Source organism: Pseudomonas putida, assembly GCF_050989985.1.
In the GTDB taxonomy this organism is placed as follows: Bacteria; Pseudomonadota; Gammaproteobacteria; order Pseudomonadales; family Pseudomonadaceae; genus Aquipseudomonas; species Aquipseudomonas putida_AI.
Map to the genome: position 1 here is coordinate 3,017,940 of NZ_CP158815.1, position 19,838 is coordinate 3,037,777.

Here is a 19,838-nt window from a genome sequence, read left to right on the forward strand (position 1 = left end):
GGCATATTCCCTGTGGGAGCGAGCCTGCTCGCGATGGCGGCGTCACATTCAACATCTGTGTCGACTGCTGAACCGCAATCGCGAGCAGGCTCGCTCCCACAAAGTTCAGGCAAACGCTGCCAGCAAATCCTCCTCGAAAGCCTTCTGCGCATCCCCCGGTACCTGCGCCCGATGGCGAGCCAGGTGGAACGCCACTTCGAAACTCATGCCCTCACGCTGTACTACCCGCAGCAACTCCTTGTCCACCCAGCCACGGGCAAAATGCTCTGGCAGGTAGCCGATATGCTTGCCGGACAATATGAAGGCGAGGGTGCCTTCGACCTGTTCCGCCCGCGCCGAACACAGCTTTCCCTGAAAGGGCTCGTCGCTGCGCAGGAAGCGGTAGGGGTGGTCGACCCGGTCGCAGGCTTGCAGGGCCTGGTCGTCCGGCGCGTCGTTATCGAACAGCGGATGGCCGACCGCGCAATACAGGTGCTGGGTTTCCGTGAACAGTTCGCGGTAATCGAACGCGCTCTGCGCCTGGGAGAAATAACCGATGGCCAGGTCCAGCCGCTGTTGCAGCAGCAGGCGCTCCATTTCGCCGGGCATGGCGCTCATCAGTTCGATACGCACCGATTCGTCGCGCTGGCGAAAGCGCCCGATGGCATCGGCCACCCGTTGCAATACCGATTGATCCAGCGCTTCGGACAGCCCCAGGCGCACTTCGCCGATCAAACGCCCGGCCACGCCGTTGGATTGATGCCGGAACGCTTCGATGGACTCGAACAACCCACGGGTGGCGGCCAGCAATTGCTCACCCTTGGGGGTGATCTTGAACCCGCCCTTGCCACGGCTGCACAGCCGATAGCCGAGGCGGGTTTCCAGTTTGGCCATTTGCTGGCTGATGCTCGACTGGCTCAAGCCGAGTTCACCCTGCGCCGCGCTGAAGCCGCCGCACTCCACCACGCTGACGAACAGGCGCAGCAGGTGCAGGTCCAGATCGTGGAATTGGCCGAGCATTCACATTACTCCGGGATAATGTCAGGTTAATTAACTTGATATTTCACCAATGTATCGGACAACGCATGCTGCAACCACATTCTCTGGTCAGGTGGTTGTCATGGCTCCCGTGCGCAAGTTGTGTGTCTCTGTATTAGTCCTCGCCATGTCCGCCGCGACGCTAGCTGAAGAGCGGGCCGAAGAACAGGTGGTCAATCTCTATAGCTGGGCTGATTACGTCGCCCCCGAAACCCTGCAACGCTTCGAGCAGGAAACCGGCATTCATGTGCGCTACGACACCTTCGATGCACCGGAGGTGCTGGAAACCAAACTGTTGACCGGCGGCAGTGGCTACGACGTGGTGGTGCCATCCTCCAGCGTTCTGGCCCGTGGCCTGGCGGCCGGCGCATTGAAAGCCATTCCCCACGAAGGCCTGAAGGGCTACGCCAACCTCGACCCGGACCTGCTGGAAAAGCTCGCGGCCGTCGACCCGGGCAATCAATATGGCGTGCCTTATACTTGGGGCACCCTGGGGCTGGGCATGAACGTCGAAGCGGTGCGCAAGCGCCTGCCGGATGCGCCGCTCAACAGCCTGGACCTGCTGTTCAAGCCCGAGTACGCCAGCAAGCTCAAGGATTGCGGGATCGCGATCATCGACTCGCCCCAGGAAGTGATCGGCCTGGCGCTGCATTACCTGGGCAAGGATCCCTACAGCACCGACAAGGCCGATCTCGATGCTGCCCAAGCCTTGCTCCATCAATTGCAGTCGTCGGTGCTGTACGTGGCCAGCGGGCGGCAGATCAATGACCTGGCCAATGGCAGCGTCTGTCTGGCGCTGGCCTACAACGGCGACGCAAGCATGGCCGCCGACCAGGCGCGCAAGGCCAACAAGCCTTATGAAATCGCCTACCGGATTCCCCGGGAAGGCACCCTGGTGTGGCAGGACAACCTGGCGATCCCCAAGGACGCGCCGCACCCCGAAGCCGCGCGCCGCTTCATCGAGTTCATGTTGCGCCCCGAATCCGTGGCCGCGCTGACCAACACGCTGTTCTTTGCCACCGCCAACCAGGCCGCGACGCCGCTGGTGGATGAGGCCGTGCGCAGCGACCCGGACATTTACCCGTCCGCCGACGTGCGTGAGCGGCTGTATGCCGACCGCACCATGAGCCTCAAGGACATGCGCCAGCGCACCCGTATGTGGACCGCTTTCCGTTCCCGCCAGCAATAACGGCCAACACAAGTCGTCAAGAACAGTCACCCAGAACAAGAAGGAATCCGAGATGGACGTCCCCATGCAAAACGATCAGGCCATGACCCGCGACAGTCTGTACGGCACCGCCGCCGAAAGTACCTACGCCGGCATCACCAGTTTCATGCGTCGGCGCTACAGCCGTGACCTGCGCGGCGTCGACGTGGCGGTCAGTGGCGTGCCGTTCGACACCGCCACCAGCAACCGCCCCGGCGCACGCTTCGGACCAAGGGGCATTCGTGCCGCTTCCACCGGGATTGCCTGGGAGCGCCACTGGCCCTGGACGTTCGATCCGTTCGATCACCTGGCCGTGGTGGACTTTGGCGACTGCGATTTCGATTACGGCTCGCCGCAGTCGACCCCGGAATGCATCGAGGCCCACGCCGAGCACATTCTGAACGCGGGCAGCGCGATGCTGACCTTCGGCGGCGACCACTTCATCACCTATCCGCTGCTCAAGGCCCACGCCCGCAAGCACGGCCCGCTGTCGCTGATCCACTTCGACGCGCACAGCGACACCTGGCCGGACGAAGAGGGCAAGCGCATCGACCACGGGACCATGTTCTGGCATGCGGCAAAGGAGGGGCTGGTCGATCCGTCGCGCTCAGTGCAGATCGGCTTGCGCACCACCAACGACGATCATCAGGGCTTTGAAGTGCTGGACGCACGCCAGGTGCATCGGCGCGGGGTGGATGCGATCGTCGAGGCGATCCGCGCGCGGGTCGGCGATCACCCGGTGTACCTGACCTTCGACATCGACTGCCTGGATCCGGCATTCGCGCCGGGCACCGGAACGCCGGTGTGTGGCGGCTTGAGTACGGTGCAGGCGCTGGAGATCCTCGGCGGTTTGCGCGGGATCAATCTGGTGGGCATGGACGTGGTGGAAGTGGCGCCGGCGTATGACAACGCGGACATTACGTCACTGGCGGCGGCGACGTTGGCGATGGAAATGCTGTGTCTGTATGCGGCGAAGCATAAGGTTGATCGATAGACGCAGTTAAACCTGTAGGAGCGAGCTTGCTCGCGATGGCGTCGTGTCAGTCGATTGTTGAGTCAACTGACACACCGCATCGCGAGCAGGCTCGCTCCTACAGGGGACTTGTGTCAGGCGACCGGGATTTTTGGAAGGTCCAGGGTCACACCGCCGCTGAACCGCGCAAACGAACCGGAAATCGATTCATGCGGTACGCCCTTGGCCACGTCGCTGACGCCATCGAGGCGCGCCAGTTGCTGGTCGTTCAACTGCACGTTCAGAGCGCCCAGGGTCGCATCCAGCTGTTCACGGGTCCGCGAGCCGAGAATCGGAATCAGCGCGGTGCCCGAGCGTTTGGCTTGCTCGCGCAACCAGGCGATCGCCACGTGGGTCGGGCTGGCTGCCAGTTCCTCGGCGACGGCCAGCAGGGTGTCGAGCAGGGCGGTTTCTCGGGCGCTTTTCTCGGCGTGAACCAGCACCCCGAGTTTCGTGGCGCGGTTGTCGCCCTGGCTGCTGCGGTACTTGCCGGTGAGGAAGCCGCCGCCCAGTGGCGACCACAGGGTCGCGGCCAGGCCCAGGGCTTCGGCCATCGGCAGTTGCTCACGCTCGGCAGTGCGCTCGGCCAGGCTGTACTCCACTTGGATCGCGGCAATCGGCGCGAACCCGCGTACTTCCGCCAGCAGATCGGCGCGGGCAATGCGCCAGGCCGGGAAGTTCGACAGTCCCCCGTAATGGATCTTGCCGGCCCGGACCAGGTCGTCAAAACCGCGCAGGATTTCTTCCATGGGCGTCACGCCATCGCTCATGTGCGCATAGAACAGATCGATGTGATCGGTGTTCAGGCGTTTGAGGCTTTCTTCAACGGCACGCACCATGTTCTTGCGGTTATTGCCGGTATGGGAAATGCCCGCTGCGGGAGTGGTGCCCAATGTGTATTTGGTGGCGATCACCAGACGATCGCGTTCGGCGGCGATGAATTCGCTGAGCATGGCTTCGGACTGGCCGCCCTGATAGCCGTTGGCTGTGTCGATGAAGTTGCCGCCGGCTTCCAGATAGCCATCGAAAATACGCTTGGCTTCGTCACGTTCCGCGCCATGGCCCCAACCGGTGCCGAAGTTACCGGCGCCCAGTGCCAGTTCAGAAACTCGCAGGCCGGTTTTACGGCCGAACACTTTGTAATGCATGGGATGACTCCGGAGGGATCGATTTATAAATGTTTAGCGACATATAAAAATATGATGCTAATAATTTATTTGGTCAACCTTCTTTTTCGCAAATCAGCCCACCGGTCATTTCACTGGCGTTCCAGAGTGAAGGCCGCGACAGGGCTATACTGCCGCCCATGAATGTCGACTCCCCCCTCAGCGCCTGGCAGAACGCCATTGAACAGAAGGGCTTCGTCCAGGACGAAGCCCAGGAACATGCCGTCTGGGCCTTGCAGAAGTGCCACGAAGCGCTGCATGAACAGCGCACGCCGATTACCGGCGTGTATCTCTGGGGCCCCGTAGGGCGCGGCAAAACCTGGCTCATGGACCAGTTCTACCAACACTTGCGAGTGCCGGCGCGGCGTCAGCACTTTCACCACTTCATGGGCTGGGTGCATCAGCGCTCGTTCCAGCTCACCGGTACCGCCGACCCGCTCAAGGCCCTGGCTCGCGAGCTGAGCGCTGAGGTGCGGGTACTGTGCTTCGACGAATTGTTCGTCAATGACATAGGGGATGCGATCATTCTCGGGCGCCTGTTCCAGGTGATGTTCGAACAGGGCGTCGTGGTGGTCTGCACGTCCAACCTGCCTCCCGACCAGTTGTATGCCGATGGTTTCAATCGTGAGCGCTTCCTGCCGGCCATCACCGCCATCAAGCAGCACATGCAGGTGATCGCGGTGGATGGTGGCGAAGACCATCGCCTGCATCCGGGGCAGGGCTTGCAGCGCTACTGGGTGGCCGAGCCGGGACAGGCCAGCGCCCTGGAAGAAGTATTCAAGTTGCTGACAGTAGGGCAAACGGTTTCCAGCGAGCCCGTGAAGGTCGGCTATCGCTCGCTTGATGTGGTGCACACAAGCCAATCCGTGCTCTGGTGCCGTTACGCCGATCTGTGTGAACAGCCGTTTGCCGCCATGGATTTCATCGCCCTGTGCGATACCTTCAGCGCTATTTTGCTCAGTGACGTCCCCAACCTCAGTGCGCAAAAACGTGAAGGGCGCATCGCACGTGGCACCGAAGATGGTGCCGAGCGGATAGCGGCGGGGGATCGCGAGTTGCCGCAGCTCTCGGTGCACGACGACGGTGTGCGGCGCTTCATCGCCCTGGTGGACGAGTGCTACGACCGCAAGGTGCCGCTGTACCTCGAAGCCCGGGTGCCAATGGCATCGCTCTACACCGAAGGCTATCTGGAGTTCCCGTTCCGCCGCACCCTCAGTCGCCTGCAAGAGATGCAGCTGGAGCGCTTCGCGCAAGCATGAGTGTCAGTGCGTATCCGTCGAGGAGGCCTGAGCATGAATCAACCGCTGTCCCACCATTTACTGATCATGGCTTACCAGAATGCCTGGGCCAATCATCGACTGGCCAAGGCCTGGTGTCTGTTGAGCCCGGCTGAGCTGCTCGCCCCACGCGTGAGCTTCTTTCCCAGCATTCGCGCGACCCTCAATCACATCCTGACCTGCGACTGGTTCTACGTGGACGCCCTTGAGCGCGAGTTGCGCGGCGACGATCCGCATCCCGACTGTTACGTGTTTTTCAAGGACGATGAACCATGCATCGAGGCTGCTTCTCTGAAGCGCGAACAGGCCCAGGTGGACCGGCGACTGATCGCCTATTGCGAGCAGATGCGCGATGCCGATCTGGTCAAGGTGGTGACCATCGCCCGGGACACGCCGCAATACGACAGTCGCCTGCGCCTGCTGTCGCACCTGTTCGAGCATCAGATTCATCATCGCGGCCAGGTGCATGCAATGCTCAGCGGTACGTCGGTGAAACCGCCGCAGCTCGACGAGTTTTTCTGTCAGGGCGAGTCGCACCTGCGCAGTGAGGATTTCGCCGAGCTGGGGTGGACTGAAGCGCTGATTTGGGGGCATTAGGACTGCGATCTTTTGCTTTTCCGTTGCTCAGGATATCGTCCTACACCCTGGGACTACTTTTTGATTGAGGATGGAAATGGATTTCGCGGAAATACTTGTGCTGCAAGCCAGTTACACCAACCCGGTGCACGCCGAGGCCCTTGGCCTGGTACTGAACAGCTACGCCCAGGACCCGATGGGAGGCGGCCATGCCTTGCCCGCCGACGTGCTGGAGCACTTGCCCGGGGAGCTGGCCAAGCGTCCGCATGCCTTCAGCGTGCTGGCCTTTGTCGGTGGCGAGCCGGCCGGGCTGGTCAATTGCTTCGAAGGTTTCTCGACTTTTGCCTGCCGGCCACTGGTCAACGTGCACGACGTGGCTGTAGTGCCGAAGTTTCGCGGCTTGGGCTTGAGCCAGCGGATGCTGCAAAAGGTCGAGGAGATCGCCCGGCAGCGTGGCTGCTGCAAGATCACGCTGGAAGTACTGGAAGGCAACGCAGTGGCGCAGGCGTCCTACGCCAAATTCGGCTTTGCCCCGGGCGAGTTCGACCCGGCGCATGGGCGGATGATGTTCTGGATCAAGCCGCTTTGATTGAGATGGGGATTCAGGTGGGGATTGAGGCAAAAAAAGGGCGTCCATCAGGACGCCCAACGATCTTCTCTGACTGAAGAGCAGACAGTCAGAGGTGTAACAATCATTTCGGTCTGTAGGATTCGGTCATCTGCGCGGTTTGATCGTCCGGAACCCGCAACTCCTTCGCCTGGCTTTGGGTCGTGTTGCCCAATGCCAGTTGCTGGTTGTAATGCAGGGTTTCGAAGTAGTACCGCATGCGTTCAGCGCCGCCTTCGGCAAGGGCGCTTGCGGAACCAAACAGCGTGAGAAGGGCGAGGATCGGCGTGATGCGTTTCATGGTGTGCCTCCCACTTAAAGGTGTCGGATGCCATTCGTCCATGAATCAATGAATCAAAGTCGAAGGCTCATTATCCGCCGATTCCATCAAATTGGAATTAACCCATAAAACACTGTGGGAGCGAGCCTGCTCGCGAAGACGGAGTGTCAGTCGATTTCAATGTTGACTGATACACCGCTTTCGCGAGCAGGCTCGCTCCCACCGGTTTTACCGTGCGTTGTGATTATTGCTGTACGACACCCGCCGTGTCGGGTTTCGTCTTCGGCTTGATCAGACTGAAGTCGATCAGCGGCCGTTGCTGACGTTCGTAGGGGTTGCCGATCATCAGGGGGCGTGGCTTGAAGCTGTCGCTGACCACGCTCTTGCTGCGATCCAGTTCATCGAAACTCAGGCCCGCCAGGTCCGCCCAGGTATGGATCAGGTGCGAACTGCTGTAAGGCCGCTCCAGGTCACTGGCAAAGCTCCAGTCGTGGGTTTCGCGCCATTTTGGCGAAGCCCAGGCCATGAAGGGGATGGTGTACATCGGCGCAGTGGGTTTGTTTTCGTTACGGCCGAGGGTGTCATGGCCCGCGGAGTCGAAAACGTCTTCACCGTGGTCCGACAGGTACAGCAGGAAGCCGTTTGGATCGGTCTTGGCGTAGTCCTTGATCAGGCTCGACACCACGAAGTCGTTGTACAGCACCGCATTGTCGTAGCTGTTGTAGGTCGGCAATTGGTCGTCACGCACACCGGCCGGCACGCCATTGCGATCCTGGAACTTGTCGTAGGTCGAAGGGTAGCGGTACTGGTAGCTCATGTGGGTGCCCAGCAAATGCACCACGATCAGCTTGCGCGGCGCCGTGTCGGCCAGGGCCTTGTTGAAGGGCTCGATCACGTCGCCATCGTACTGGGCGGCGTTCTGGTTGCGGTTGTTGTTCAGGTACACCTGCTCGTCGGCCTGCTGGGAGAAGGTCGTGAGCATGGTGTTGCGCTTGGTCATGGTTTGCTGGTTGGTGATCCAGAAGGTCTTGTAACCGGCCTGTTTCATCATGCTGACCAACGAAGGCGTGGTCAGGTACAGCTCCGGATTCTCTTCGTCGGCGAAGGTCAGCACCTGTTGCAACGCCTCAATGGTGTAAGGGCGCGGGGTGATGACGTTGTTGAAGACCGTCAGTTGATCCTTGAGCTTGTCCAGCTCCGGGGTGGTTTCCCGTGGGTAGCCGTAGAGGCTCATGCGCTGACGGTTGGTCGATTCGCCGATCACCAGCACCAGGGTCGCCGGCTGGTTGGCCATGGCGTCTTTGAGATTGTGCAACGGTGGAATCTTGCTGGCGCTGTCGAGCATGTCCTGCATGCCGGCCAGGGTGTCCAGGTAGCGGTGATAGGCCACGGCCATCTGCCATGGCACCGCAGGCTCGATGCGGGTTTCGAATTTCTCGAAGCCGTCGGCGAAACTGTCGGTGCGCAAGGTTTGCTTGATCAGCGGATAGCCCACCACGGCCAGCACGATGGCGGTGGCTGCAACCAAAGCCTGGCCGCGGGGCAGGTACACCGGGCGCAGGCGGGTCCAGAGGAACCAGGCAAACACGGTGTGGGCCAGAAACGCGGGCACCATCCACCAGGCAAAGTACTGGGTCATGTATTCGCCGGCTTCAGACACGTTCGACTCGAACATGATGAAGATGACGCTTTGTGAAAATTCCTGCTGATAAATGAAGAAGTAACCCAGGCTGGCCATGGAGCAGGCCCAGAGCACCACGCCGAGCAGTGCGGCCAACAGGCGCGTCTGTTTGGGAAACAGCAGCATCGGCGCGAGCCAGATGGCGCTCATCACGAACGCCTGACGGAAACCGGAGAAGCCGGAAGTGCCCGTCAACTGGATCAGAAGTTGGGTGATACCGGAGAAATACCAGAAGAACAGAAACAGCCAGAGCAGACCTGCCCAATCGAAACCTTTCGCAGACGTATCGCTGCGCTTAAACCAAGACATCCCGTGCTCCAGCCAATGATCTTTACCACCGTCAGTTCACCGAAGTGACAGACGAACGGGGGGCGCCCGAATACCGAGCGGCCACACTGAACCGGAGTATCAAGAAGCAAATGTGAAAAAGTTGTGAATTACTGTGTCTGGCGGGGGAGGCTTGGCTACGGAAGCAGGGCTGTGCTGCTTCCGTTTCAATCGAGGGTATCAGGCGTGGGGGGCGCTTTGGGTCACGGGCAAGGGCTGTTGGCCCTGAATCATCAGGCGCAGCTGCGCAAGCTCTTGCTTCAACTGGTCGCGCTCGTCTTTGAGCTGGCGCAATTCGTCGCGGCGGATAGTGACATAAAGGGTTTGTGCTGGCAGTGCGGTGTGTACTGTGCCCATTGCTCACCTCGCAAATGGCGTGTCTCAACTGTAAATCCGGCCCGACATCGGTGCCTGATCTACTATCGGCGCCAATTTTGATTTCTTTTGCCCCTGAAGGGAACTTTTTTATTTTTCACTGTCGTTGTGTCTTCGGCAGGATTGCCGACGTTATCTGTGTGGATCGGGCACAATGCCCGGAAACTTCACGCCAGCGCTCTGGACTAACCTCAATAGTCGCGTTGGGCTATAACCATTGACACACTTTTATTTGTAGTAGGGAGCATCAGCACATGCAACTCGGGATTATTGGACTGGGCCGCATGGGCGGCAATATCGCGCGGCGCCTGATGCTCAACGGCCATTCCACCGTTGTGTACGACCGCAATACCGACTTTGTCGACGCCTTGACCAAGGAAGGCGCCACCGGCGTCGCCGATTTGCCAGCCCTCGTCGCTGGCCTGGCCAAACCACGAGCGGTGTGGGTCATGCTGCCGGCAGGCGCACCGACCGAAGACACCATCGACACCCTGAGCACCTTGCTCGAAGCCGGCGATACCATCATCGACGGCGGCAACACTCACTATAAGGACGACATCCGCCGGGCCAAGACCCTCTCGGAAAAGGGCCTGCACTACATCGACGTCGGCACCTCCGGTGGCGTATGGGGCCTGGAGCGCGGCTACTGCATGATGATCGGCGGCGACGCCCAGACCGTTACACGTCTTGATCCGCTGTTCGCAAGCCTTGCCCCGGGCATGGGCGATATCCCGCGGACCAAGGATCGCAAGTCCGATGACGATCGCGCCGAGCGCGGTTACATCCACGCAGGTCCCGCCGGTGCCGGGCATTTTGTGAAGATGATCCACAACGGTATCGAATACGGAATGATGCAGGCCTTCGCCGAGGGCTTCGACATTCTCAAGACCAAGTCCAGCTCCCGTCTGCCAGAGGACCAGCGCTTCGACTTGAACGTCGCAGACATCGCCGAGGTCTGGCGTCGTGGCAGCGTGGTTTCCTCGTGGCTGCTCGACCTGACTGCCGACGCTTTGGCCAGTGATTCGAATCTCGACGGCTTTTCCGGCTCGGTAGCCGACAGCGGTGAAGGTCAATGGACCATCGAGGCGGCCATGGAGCAAGCAGTGCCGGTGCCAGTGCTGTCGAACTCGTTGTTCTCCCGCTATCGTTCCCGTGGACAGGGCACGTTTGGCGACAAGATTCTTTCGGCCCAGCGCTTCGGCTTCGGCGGCCACGTGGAGACACCCAAGAAATGACCCATGCGATCCGCAGGAAATCCAAGGCTGAACCCGCGCCACCTACCACGCTGTTTCTGTTCGGTGCCCATGGTGATCTGGTCAAGCGCCTGCTGATGCCGGCGCTGTACAACCTCAAGCGCGACGGTTTACTCGGGGATGGACTGCGGATCGTCGGCGTTGACCACAACGCCATCAGCGATCAAGGCTTCGCGAAAAAACTCGAAGACTTCATTCGCAACGAGGTGGCCAGCAAAGTCGGCAAGGGCGACAAGTCCCTTGACCCGGAGTTGTGGGCCCAGCTCGCCAAAGGCATCAGCTACGTTCAGGGCGATTTCCTGGACGACAGCACCTATCAAGCGCTGGCGGCGAAAATCGCCGACAGCGGCACCGGCAATGCGGTGTTCTACCTGGCCACCGCGCCACGTTTTTTCAGTGAAGTGGTGCGCCGCCTCGGCGCATCCGGACTGCTCGAAGAAAGCCCCGAGGCCTTCAGAAGGGTGGTCATCGAAAAGCCATTCGGCTCCGACCTGCCAACGGCCGAAGCCTTGAATGCCTGCCTGCTCAAGGTCATGACCGAGAAGCAGATCTATCGCATCGATCACTACCTGGGCAAGGAGACGGTACAGAACATCCTGGTCAGTCGCTTCTCCAACAGCCTGTTCGAGGCGTTCTGGAACAACCATTACATCGACCATGTGCAGATCACCGCGGCCGAAACCGTCGGTGTGGAGACCCGTGGCAGTTTTTATGAAGTTACCGGCGCCCTGCGGGACATGGTGCCCAATCACCTGTTCCAGCTTTTGGCGATGGTGGCCATGGAGCCGCCGGCGGCGTTTGGCGCCGATGCGGTGCGTGGCGAGAAGGCCAAGGTGGTCGGCGCGATTCGGCCCTGGACGGTAGAGGAGGCCCGGGCCAATTCTGTGCGCGGGCAATACACCGAGGGCGCAGTCGCTGGCAAAACCGTACCGGGGTATCGCCAGGAAGACAGGGTCGCGCCGGACAGCAATACCGAAACCTATGTCGCCCTCAAGGTCATGATCGACAACTGGCGCTGGGTCGGCGTGCCGTTCTACCTGCGCACCGGCAAGCGCATGAGTGTGCGCGACACCGAGATCGTCATCTGCTTCAAGCCGGCGCCGTATGCACAGTTTCGCGATACCGAAGTCGATGAACTGGCGCCCACTTACCTGCGGATCCAGATCCAGCCCAATGAAGGCATGTGGTTCGATCTGTTGGCAAAGCGGCCGGGCCAGACCTTGAAAATGGACAACATCGAGCTGGGTTTTGCCTACAAGGACTTTTTCGAAATGCAGCCGTCCACCGGCTACGAAACCCTGATCTACGACTGCCTGACCGGCGATCAGACCCTGTTCCAGCGTGCCGACAATATTGAAAACGGCTGGCGCGCGGTGCAACCGTTCCTCGATGCCTGGCAGCAGGATGCCACGGTACAGGGCTACGCAGCCGGTGAAGACGGGCCAGAGGCCGCTGAAGAGTTGCTGACTCGCGATGGGCGCGTCTGGCATGGCCTGGGGTGAATGACGCCTTGCCGGATGGCAGGTGTTCCTTGTCCTGATGCAGGAGCTGTCGAGTGCAACGAGGCTGCGATCTTTTGATTTTTAAGAGCAAGATCAAAAGATCGCAGTCTCCGGCAGCTCCTACAGAATGAGCATGTGCGTTCCTACAGCCAGAAACTCACCGCATACCACCCCAACACTCCCATCACCACCGTATACGGCAACGCCATCCACACCATCCGCCCGTAGGACAACCGAATCAGCGGGGCAATGGCCGAGGTCAGCAGGAACAGGAACGCAGCCTGGCCATTGGGCGTGGCCACGCTTGGCAGGTTGGTGCCGGTGTTGATCGCGATGGCCAATGTCTCGAAATGCTCGCGAGTCATTGCGCCTGCGATGAAGGCGCGTTTGACTTCAGTGATGTAAATGGTTGCCACGAACACGTTGTCGCTGATGGCCGAGAGAAGGCCGTTGGCGATGTACAGCATGCCCGGTTGCCGATGGGCCGGCAGCGCCAGTACCCACTGGATCAGCGGCGTGAACAATTGCTGATCGTGAATCACCGCGACCACCGCAAAAAACACCACCAACAGTGCGGTGAACGGCATCGCGTCCTTGAACGCCGTGCCCAGGCGATGTTCGTCGGTGATGCCGGTGAAGGCAGTGATGAGCACAATCACCATCAGGCCGATCAGGCCCACCTCCGCGACATGGAACGCCAGCGCGGCAATCAGGATCAGCGCCGCCAGCCCTTGCACCAAAAGCGCTGCACGCTGGCGTGTGGTGCGTTCGGCATTGTCTTGCGCCGCGTAATCGGCCAGCACGGCCCGGACGCTGTCCGGTAGCAGAGTGCCGTAACCGAACCAGCGCAGCTTTTCCAGCAGCACGCAGGTCACCAGGCCCGCTACCAGTACGGGGAGCGAAACCGGGGCGATCTTCAGCAAGAACTCGGAAAACTTCCAACCCATCTCATGCCCGATCAACAGGTTCTGCGGTTCACCCACCAGAGTGCACACGCCACCCAGCGCGGTGCCCACGGCACCGTGCATCAGCAAACTGCGCAGAAAGGCGCGGAACTGATCGAGGTCCTCGTGATGCAGCTGGGGCAGGTGCTGATCGTCGCTGTACTCGCTGTCCTGTCGCGGGTCGTTGCCCGAAGCCACGCGGTGGTACACCGAGTAAAAGCCCACGGCAGCACTGATGATCACCGCGGTGACAGTCAAGGCATCAAGAAACGCCGACAGAAACGCCGACAAGAAGCAGAACATCAACGCCAGCATGGCTTTGGAACGCACGCCCAGCAACAGGCGGGAGAAAAGAAACAACAGCAGGTCTTTCATGAAGTAGATGCCGGCCACCATGAACATCAGCAGCAGGATCACCGGGAAGTTGTGCAACAGTTCGTCATACAGCGCCTGGGGCGTGGTCATTTTCAGCAGCAAGGCTTCGACCAGCAACAAGCCACCAGGCAGCAACGGGTAGCACTTGAGTGCCATGGCCAGGGTGAAGATGAACTCGAGCACCAGCAGCCAACCCGCTGCCACCGGCCCCGCAACCCATAGCACCAGAGCATTGAGAGTCAGAAAACCGACAATACAGAGTTTGTACCAACGCGGAGAGTTGCCGAGAAAGTTATGCGCGAACGCCTGGGCCATGGAGCCGGACATCGGCTACTCCTTGTATTAAGAAGCGCGCAAGTTGCCGTAAGCGAAACAGAAGATCAAGACAAGCAGTCAGCCCAGATAACGGGCGACAATCGCATGATAGTTACCGTCCAGTGAGTAACCCCCTACAACGATATTACCGTCCGTCTGAACGGCCAGAGAAGTGGCGGTATCGAGACTGCGCCCGAGTCGGGTGCGAATCCATCCGGTGCCGTCACCAAAGTTGCAATCGAGTTGTCCGTCAGGCAAGTAGCGACCCAGCATGAAGTCCGCTTCGATGCCGCCAATGGTTGCGCCCGCCGTAACCACGGTGCCATCCGGCTGAGCCTCTGCGGCGGTCCACTGGCAGCCATTGCGGCCGACTTCCAGCAAATGCGGCAGGCCATCGTTGCAGTGCATGTCGGGTCGGCCATTGATATGAATTTTCAGGGAGAGGCCGCGCATGGGATCACGACTGCTGCCAAAGCACTGCAGATCACCATTGCCGTGCTGGATGATCTGGCTGACTTGGGCACCGTGCCCATCGGCCTTGAACGTCATGAAACCATCCAGGGCAAAACGTTCATCGAGGCTGCCATCGGCGTTATAACGCGCCAGCAGGCCCTCTTCGGGGAAGTTGATCGAGCCTCCCACCACAATCCGGCCGTCCTGTTGTACCCGCAGGCTGTTGAGCCAGGTGTTCATCAACAGATGCCTGACCACCACGAATCCGCGGCCATTGAACGAGCTGTCCAGGGTGCCGTCGGTGTTTAGCCGAATGAGCATGCCGGCATGATCGGCCAGCTCGAAATGATGATTGGCCACCAGCACGATGCGGCCGTCCTCCTGGACCCCGGCATCGCAGGCTTCGGCACCGGGTACGCTGGGTGGCAGCCAGGTGTCGCGTACACCATGGGACAAATTGCCCGGCAGGCGCACGACGCAGCGCCCATTGTCGCCAAATCCCCGCACCGGCCGCCCTTGCGCGTCGAACAACGCCACGGCGGGGAGGGTGCGGTGGGCATTTTCGTAGTGCAGGCCAATCAGCAGGATGTTGCCGTCAGGCAAGGCGTGAACCTTGCCGGCCATGGCTTCGAAGCCAGGTTCGAATTGTCCGATAACGCTGCCTTGAACGCCGAAGGCCAGATCCGCCGAACCATCCTCCAGCAGGCGCGCCAGGCCGAAGCGGCTGCCATCAGGCATCCCGACCTTGGCCGCTACCAGCAAACGCCCGTGTGCATCGATGGCGACGCCGTTGGCCATGCTGGAAATGCTGCCGGCGAAGTACACCTGGGTTTTACCGTGGTTGGCGAAAGAGGTGTCGAGATGGCCGGCGTTATCGAGTGTCGGCTGGAGGGCTTGAACGGACTGGATTGCCATGCACGCATCTCCTTGCGAGTCGTCTCTATCCAAGAATTTGGGGGGCGACCTTATAAGGAGAATATTCAAGCTCTGAAAGCTTAAATGCACAACTGACAGAACTAACAGGTGGAGGGTCGTTGTGTGCCACAACAGTGTCTTTTCGAACCAATGGCAAGCCTGCAAAGGATTCAGGTGCGCGAAAGTTCAAATAACGATACATCGCAAGTTCAATTGTCCAAGAAAAACAAAACAACTAACGACAGGAGGGTGGGCGCGGATTACCCCGGGGTAATCCGCAAAAACGATCAATGTGGCATCGACCACGATTGCAGTTTGTAGCCTTCCTGGCTCAGTTCTTCGCGGGCCTGTTGAAGCAGGCGTTCGAGTTGTTCCGGGTCGGTGTAGGCACTGCTCGGGATCTGCTTGCGACCTATACTGTTGTTAGTACGGTCGATGACGGTCAGGCTGAGTTCGCCGTTGCCGTCCTGTGGCGCCCAGGCCACGCACTGGAAAGGTTTAAATGCACGGTCGGCAATCAAAAGAGCTTCGTTGATACGGAGCGGGGCGTTCATAGGATGTTCTCTCAATAGGCCCAATCAAGTGATGTGCCGACAGTTGGGCTTACCGTTCGGCTGGTTACTTGTACTGATGCCCGCAACCGAGGTCCGGGTCACACATAAAGAAAAGAAATTTCAACTTTCTTTCATGGGCATATCAAAAGTGGACGTATTGAAAGCTGAATGAAAGGTTTCGGGATCGGTAGGTAACTAATAAAACAGGCTCTTATAACTATTTGCTCTTCAGCTCTATAGTCAAACGTTACAAGGGGCTGTCAAATTCTTGCTAACGTTACAGTCGGGTCCGCCAAATGACTGTTTTTAATAATATTTCCTAGAATTTGGCGCCAAGGAACAGTCATGAACGAAGCGCCTGCCTTGAGACGTCTATTAGTGGTTGACCCCTGCGACGACTGCCATCGTCTGTTGCCGGGATTACGCTCCGTGGGTTGGGATGTCGACAGCTGCTCGCTGGAAAACGCCGCCGATCGCACCTGTGACGTGGGCCTGTTGCGTTTGCAACCCTTTCATCTGGAGCGTCCGGATGCAGTCAAGGAATTGATCAGTCGCAGCGGTACCGAGTGGATCGCCGTTCTCAATCAGGAAGTCCTGCGATTGCAGAATGTCGGCGATTTTGTCTGTGAGTGGTTTTTCGACTTCCATACCCTGCCGTTCGATGTTTCCCGGGTTCAGGTCACACTGGGCCGGGCGTTCGGCATGGCACGCCTGCGCGGGCAGGGCACGGTCCATATTGATCAGCCCGAGCACGAGTTGCTCGGCGACAGCAAGCCGATACGTGAGCTGCGCAAGCTGCTGAGCAAGCTGGCGCCCACCGAATCACCCGTGCTGATTCGCGGTGAAAGCGGCACCGGCAAGGAGCTGGTCGCACGCACGCTGCACCGACAGTCCCAGCGGCACAGTAAACCCTTTGTCGCGATCAACTGCGGGGCGATTCCCGAGCATTTGATCCAGTCCGAACTGTTCGGTCACGAGAAGGGAGCCTTCACCGGCGCCCACCAACGCAAGGTTGGGCGCATCGAAGCAGCCAATGGCGGCACGTTGTTCCTCGACGAAATCGGTGACCTGCCGTTGGAGTTGCAGGCCAATCTGTTGCGATTCCTCCAGGAAAAACACATCGAGCGGGTGGGGGGCAGTCAGCCGATTCCGGTGGATGTGCGCGTGCTGGCGGCTACTCACGTCGATCTCGAGGCCGCGATCGAGAAGAAGCGCTTTCGCGAAGATTTGTATTACCGCCTCAACGTGCTGCAAGTGGTGACAGCGCCGCTGCGTGAGCGCCATGGCGATCTGTCGATGCTGGCCAATCACTTCTCCCACTTCTACAGCCACGAAACCGGCCGTCGTCCACGCAGCTTCAGCGAGGACGCGTTGATTGCCATGGGTAAACATGACTGGCCTGGCAATGTGCGCGAACTGGCCAACCGCGTGCGCCGGGGCCTGGTGCTCGCCGAAGGTCGACAGATCGAAGCACGGGACCTGGGGCTGATCAGCCAGCAAACCATCGCCACCCCCATGGGCACGCTTGAAGACTACAAGACCCGGGCCGAGCGTCAGGCGCTGTGCGATGTATTGAATCGCCACAGCGACAACCTGAGTGTTGCCGCCAAGGTCCTGGGCGTATCCCGGCCGACCTTCTACCGGTTGCTGCACAAACATCAGATTCGCTGACGCACATTTTCTGTAAGAGCGAGCTTGCTCGCGATGAAGACCCAGGCGCCGCGGGGTGTCAGGCACCCAGCGTTATCGTTGACCTCCATCGCGAGCAAGCTCGCTCCTACAGGGGCAAAAAAAGCCCCGCCACGATCAATTCGCAGCGGGGCTTTTTGCTCCAGGTCAGAAGTAGTACGGGAATTTCAGGCTGAACTGGAAGTCCGGTGCATCATCGGTCATGCCGATGGACAGGTTGGGAACAATGGTCAGGTTATCGGTGGCCGCAATGGTCATGCCGATGTTGAAGTAACCGGCGTTGGCGTCGCTGGACACCACCGATTCCCAATCCCCGCCATCCTGTTTGATTTTGCTCTTGCGTTGCACAACATCAGACACCGAGAACGACATGCTCATCTTTTCGTTCAGGGCGAACGCGATACCGGCACCGAGCTGGAAGCTGTCGCCAATGCGCACCTTGCCCGGGGTGTTTACATTGACTGTGGAGCTGATGTCGTCGAAGGATTCCTCGAAGTTGTGGGTGTAAGAGAAGCTACCGAACAGCACCGCCGGGTCAAACGTCTTGACCAGCGAGATACCTGGCGTGACCGACCATACGCCGTTGCCGGTCGGCAGAGTGTCGGGCACGAAGAGGTTGGAGTTCGCATCCGTCTGGCGCAGCTTGATACCGAACGGGTCCTTGCCGGTAGGTGCCTTGACGCGCAATGTCACGACGGCATCGGGGGTGTTGACCGATTCGTCCAGGAATTTGTAGGCGATACCGAAGTTGACGTCGCCGATAGTCGGATCGCGGGTGACCGTGTCTTCGGTCGTGACGTTTGAGGCGCCACCGTTGCCGCCACCGGACTGGTAGGTGGATTCCCGGTAAATCACCGGCACGTTCAGGTCGAACTGCCAGCGATTGTCGAAGTTGTAGCGGCCGGTCAGGTCAAGCGTCCAGGTGTCGGCCTTGATCCGGTCCAGATTGATGTTGCCCAGGAAGATCGAGTCCAGCGCGAGGAAACCGTTGAGGATCAGCTGGCGCGTATCGTAACGCGAGTAGGTTATCCCGGTTTCGAAGCTGAACTTGCCGCCCCCGAAGAACCCGCTGGCCTCGTCATACAAATTGGAGACGCTTTGCGCCGGTTGCGAGTCGTCCGCCAGTGATTGACCGTAGGAACTGCCACTGCCCCCGGCGGCGCCTCCTGATGCGGCTGCGGCCCCGGTTCCTGTTGCGACTTGCGAATTGCCTTTCATGTCTGCTGGCGACTTGGCCAGGCGTTTGGGGGGAGGAGATGCGGGTTGGTCTTCTACCTGGCGGACCCGTTGTTCGAGGACCGCCAGGGCTTTTTGCTGTGCTTCGTATCGTTGTTTCAACTCCTGAAGTTCCTGTTTCAGTAGCTCCACCTCCGCATCCGGTGCTGCCTGCACCATCATCGCCGGGAGCAGAGCGCTCAAACATACAACTGCGCGCAGTGGTACTGATCGATACATGAATCAAGCCGTCCCTAAATGCCCAATGGTCGAGACTCAGCGTAGTTCAATATCCTAGGGTGCGAAGTGCGTTGAGTTGATTGAGGTTGCAGTCCAATGCGCCAGCACTCGGGCCATTATTATTGAGTACAACGTTGAGCTGAGTGAGGTTGCTGACCATATTGCTGTTACCCAGTAACCGGGTGTTTTGCAGCAATCCGCCCTGGGCGACTTGTTGTATGGCAGAACCCTGATTGTTGTTGGCCGTAATGGCCATTTGTACACCGCCGCCCGTTGCGGAAACTGCGACGTTGCCTGCAGCATTGCTGCCGGTAATGGTCTGCCCGGCCATCAGTGCCTGGCCCTGGCTTGGCACCAGCGCCGGAGCCGTATTGGCTTCCTTGACGTCGATGCTGATGTTGTTGTTCGAGGTGTTGCCGTCGCCTGCGGCACGGGTGACCTGAGTGATGCCCTGGGTCACGGTGAGGCCGGCGCCGCCTGTCACGCTTCCGGTTCCGGTTCCTGAATCGTGTGAACTGCCGCTGTCGCCGCTACCGCTGTGACCGCTTTGCGAATAGGTGGAGACATAGAATTGGGGTTTTACCGTCGCGGCCTGAAGTTGCATCGAAGTCGATGCACCGATCATGTCGCCACTGGCGTTGCGCCAGGTACTGCTCATCACTACACCGAAGCTGATAATCCGCCCCGGCATCACATAACGACCACGCAGCTCGGCCAGCTCCTGGTCCTTGATTTCGATGGGTTTAAATCCGTTGGCAAAACCTGTGGTGCTCGCCACCAGACAGGCAGCGGCCAGCCAATAAGAGGTTTTCATCTGCTGCTCCCGGAGCATCCTGCCCCCTATCATCTTGTAGGCGA

At 59.6% G+C, this 19,838-nt stretch carries 18 protein-coding genes and 1 pseudogene; 8 read left to right on the plus strand and 11 right to left on the minus strand.

Translation table 11 applies throughout. The features are described from left to right. Positions 1-105: 105 nt before the first annotated feature. On the minus strand, positions 106-999 hold the full coding sequence (locus ABTV29_RS14025) for a LysR family transcriptional regulator (RefSeq protein ID WP_433771155.1): 894 nt from the start codon (positions 997-999) through the stop codon (positions 106-108). Between the two features lie 100 nt (positions 1,000-1,099). Between ABTV29_RS14025 and ABTV29_RS14030 the strand changes: the two genes are divergently transcribed. Then, a complete protein-coding gene (locus ABTV29_RS14030; RefSeq protein WP_433771157.1) occupies positions 1,100-2,206 on the plus strand; it encodes a polyamine ABC transporter substrate-binding protein in 1,107 nt (368 codons plus the stop codon). Between the two features lie 52 nt (positions 2,207-2,258). Continuing rightward, a complete protein-coding gene (gene speB, locus ABTV29_RS14035; RefSeq protein WP_110963078.1) occupies positions 2,259-3,218 on the plus strand; it encodes an agmatinase in 960 nt (319 codons plus the stop codon). Between the two features lie 113 nt (positions 3,219-3,331). Here the strand turns inward: speB and ABTV29_RS14040 are convergent, their stop codons facing one another. Further along, positions 3,332-4,384, minus strand: a complete 1,053-nt coding sequence (locus tag ABTV29_RS14040; RefSeq protein ID WP_433771160.1) for an aldo/keto reductase — start codon at positions 4,382-4,384, stop codon at positions 3,332-3,334. A 158-nt stretch (positions 4,385-4,542) separates the two neighbouring features. On the opposite strand from ABTV29_RS14040, the gene zapE reads away from it, so the two are divergent. The 3 genes from zapE (at position 4,543) to ABTV29_RS14055 (ending at position 6,844) form a co-directional block, all read left to right on the plus strand. Then, positions 4,543-5,661 carry a cell division protein ZapE gene (gene zapE, locus ABTV29_RS14045; RefSeq protein ID WP_433771162.1) on the plus strand — a complete coding sequence of 373 codons (1,119 nt, stop codon included), beginning with the start codon at positions 4,543-4,545 and terminating at the stop codon, positions 5,659-5,661. A 33-nt stretch (positions 5,662-5,694) separates the two neighbouring features. Continuing rightward, positions 5,695-6,276, plus strand: a complete 582-nt coding sequence (locus tag ABTV29_RS14050; protein WP_433771164.1) for a DinB family protein — start codon at positions 5,695-5,697, stop codon at positions 6,274-6,276. Between the two features lie 76 nt (positions 6,277-6,352). Then, positions 6,353-6,844: a GNAT family N-acetyltransferase gene (locus tag ABTV29_RS14055; RefSeq protein WP_433771166.1), complete on the plus strand. Its 492-nt coding sequence runs from the start codon at positions 6,353-6,355 to the stop codon at positions 6,842-6,844. Between the two features lie 103 nt (positions 6,845-6,947). Here ABTV29_RS14055 and ABTV29_RS14060 read toward each other — a convergent pair whose 3' ends face one another. The 4 genes and pseudogenes from ABTV29_RS14060 to ABTV29_RS14075 form a co-directional block, all read right to left on the minus strand. Further along, positions 6,948-7,163 carry a hypothetical protein gene (locus tag ABTV29_RS14060; protein WP_433771168.1) on the minus strand — a complete coding sequence of 72 codons (216 nt, stop codon included), beginning with the start codon at positions 7,161-7,163 and terminating at the stop codon, positions 6,948-6,950. Positions 7,164-7,275: 112 nt separating this feature from the next. After that, positions 7,276-7,365: pseudogene (locus ABTV29_RS14065) on the minus strand (metal ABC transporter ATP-binding protein); the annotation flags it as partial. Between the two features lie 21 nt (positions 7,366-7,386). After that, positions 7,387-9,132: a phosphoethanolamine transferase CptA gene (locus ABTV29_RS14070; protein ID WP_433771170.1), complete on the minus strand. Its 1,746-nt coding sequence runs from the start codon at positions 9,130-9,132 to the stop codon at positions 7,387-7,389. A 198-nt stretch (positions 9,133-9,330) separates the two neighbouring features. Next, entirely contained in the window at positions 9,331-9,507 is a 177-nt protein-coding gene (locus tag ABTV29_RS14075) for a DUF6026 family protein (RefSeq protein ID WP_433771172.1), read from the minus strand. A 272-nt stretch (positions 9,508-9,779) separates the two neighbouring features. Between ABTV29_RS14075 and gnd the strand changes: the two genes are divergently transcribed. Both gnd and zwf read left to right on the plus strand, forming a co-directional pair. Then, the gene (gene gnd / locus ABTV29_RS14080) at positions 9,780-10,760 is read left to right on the plus strand and encodes a phosphogluconate dehydrogenase (NAD(+)-dependent, decarboxylating) (protein ID WP_433771174.1); all 981 of its coding nucleotides are present in this window, start codon (positions 9,780-9,782) and stop codon (positions 10,758-10,760) included. Next, positions 10,757-12,280: a glucose-6-phosphate dehydrogenase gene (gene zwf / locus ABTV29_RS14085; protein ID WP_433771176.1), complete on the plus strand. Its 1,524-nt coding sequence runs from the start codon at positions 10,757-10,759 to the stop codon at positions 12,278-12,280. Before gnd ends, zwf begins: the two co-directional genes overlap by 4 nt. A gap of 143 nt (positions 12,281-12,423) precedes the next feature. On the opposite strand, the gene nhaB is transcribed toward zwf, so the two are convergent. The 3 genes from nhaB to ABTV29_RS14100 form a co-directional block, all read right to left on the minus strand. Further along, entirely contained in the window at positions 12,424-13,926 is a 1,503-nt protein-coding gene (nhaB, locus tag ABTV29_RS14090; protein WP_433771178.1) for a sodium/proton antiporter NhaB, read from the minus strand. Between the two features lie 66 nt (positions 13,927-13,992). Then, positions 13,993-15,282: a hypothetical protein gene (locus ABTV29_RS14095; protein WP_433771180.1), complete on the minus strand. Its 1,290-nt coding sequence runs from the start codon at positions 15,280-15,282 to the stop codon at positions 13,993-13,995. 287 nt (positions 15,283-15,569) lie between these two features. Then, the gene (locus ABTV29_RS14100) at positions 15,570-15,836 is read right to left on the minus strand and encodes a hypothetical protein (RefSeq protein ID WP_433771181.1); all 267 of its coding nucleotides are present in this window, start codon (positions 15,834-15,836) and stop codon (positions 15,570-15,572) included. Positions 15,837-16,181: 345 nt separating this feature from the next. Between ABTV29_RS14100 and ABTV29_RS14105 the strand changes: the two genes are divergently transcribed. Next, positions 16,182-17,507, plus strand: a complete 1,326-nt coding sequence (locus ABTV29_RS14105; RefSeq protein ID WP_433771183.1) for a sigma 54-interacting transcriptional regulator — start codon at positions 16,182-16,184, stop codon at positions 17,505-17,507. A gap of 165 nt (positions 17,508-17,672) precedes the next feature. On the opposite strand, the gene ABTV29_RS14110 is transcribed toward ABTV29_RS14105, so the two are convergent. Both ABTV29_RS14110 and ABTV29_RS14115 read right to left on the minus strand, forming a co-directional pair. Next, on the minus strand, positions 17,673-18,980 hold the full coding sequence (locus ABTV29_RS14110) for a hypothetical protein (protein WP_433771185.1): 1,308 nt from the start codon (positions 18,978-18,980) through the stop codon (positions 17,673-17,675). 46 nt (positions 18,981-19,026) lie between these two features. Next, complete coding sequence (locus ABTV29_RS14115; RefSeq protein WP_433771187.1) at positions 19,027-19,812, minus strand: hypothetical protein; 786 nt, start codon at positions 19,810-19,812, stop codon at positions 19,027-19,029. Positions 19,813-19,838: the final 26 nt, after the last annotated feature.

Coding starts and splice junctions, on each gene's coding strand:
- nhaB (WP_433771178.1), bottom strand. CDS start 13,926: ATGTCCGGCTCCATGGCCCAGGCGTTCGCGCATAACTTTCTCGGCAAC.
- gnd (WP_433771174.1), top strand. CDS start 9,780: ATGCAACTCGGGATTATTGGACTGGGCCGCATGGGCGGCAATATCGCG.
- ABTV29_RS14060 (WP_433771168.1), bottom strand. CDS start 7,163: ATGAAACGCATCACGCCGATCCTCGCCCTTCTCACGCTGTTTGGTTCC.
- ABTV29_RS14110 (WP_433771185.1), bottom strand. CDS start 18,980: ATGTATCGATCAGTACCACTGCGCGCAGTTGTATGTTTGAGCGCTCTG.
- zapE (WP_433771162.1), top strand. CDS start 4,543: ATGAATGTCGACTCCCCCCTCAGCGCCTGGCAGAACGCCATTGAACAG.
- ABTV29_RS14050 (WP_433771164.1), top strand. CDS start 5,695: ATGAATCAACCGCTGTCCCACCATTTACTGATCATGGCTTACCAGAAT.
- ABTV29_RS14055 (WP_433771166.1), top strand. CDS start 6,353: ATGGATTTCGCGGAAATACTTGTGCTGCAAGCCAGTTACACCAACCCG.
- zwf (WP_433771176.1), top strand. CDS start 10,757: ATGACCCATGCGATCCGCAGGAAATCCAAGGCTGAACCCGCGCCACCT.
- ABTV29_RS14070 (WP_433771170.1), bottom strand. CDS start 9,132: ATGTCTTGGTTTAAGCGCAGCGATACGTCTGCGAAAGGTTTCGATTGG.
- ABTV29_RS14100 (WP_433771181.1), bottom strand. CDS start 15,836: ATGAACGCCCCGCTCCGTATCAACGAAGCTCTTTTGATTGCCGACCGT.
- ABTV29_RS14025 (WP_433771155.1), bottom strand. CDS start 999: ATGCTCGGCCAATTCCACGATCTGGACCTGCACCTGCTGCGCCTGTTC.
- speB (WP_110963078.1), top strand. CDS start 2,259: ATGGACGTCCCCATGCAAAACGATCAGGCCATGACCCGCGACAGTCTG.
- ABTV29_RS14105 (WP_433771183.1), top strand. CDS start 16,182: ATGAACGAAGCGCCTGCCTTGAGACGTCTATTAGTGGTTGACCCCTGC.
- ABTV29_RS14115 (WP_433771187.1), bottom strand. CDS start 19,812: ATGCTCCGGGAGCAGCAGATGAAAACCTCTTATTGGCTGGCCGCTGCC.
- ABTV29_RS14095 (WP_433771180.1), bottom strand. CDS start 15,282: ATGGCAATCCAGTCCGTTCAAGCCCTCCAGCCGACACTCGATAACGCC.
- ABTV29_RS14040 (WP_433771160.1), bottom strand. CDS start 4,384: ATGCATTACAAAGTGTTCGGCCGTAAAACCGGCCTGCGAGTTTCTGAA.
- ABTV29_RS14075 (WP_433771172.1), bottom strand. CDS start 9,507: ATGGGCACAGTACACACCGCACTGCCAGCACAAACCCTTTATGTCACT.
- ABTV29_RS14030 (WP_433771157.1), top strand. CDS start 1,100: ATGGCTCCCGTGCGCAAGTTGTGTGTCTCTGTATTAGTCCTCGCCATG.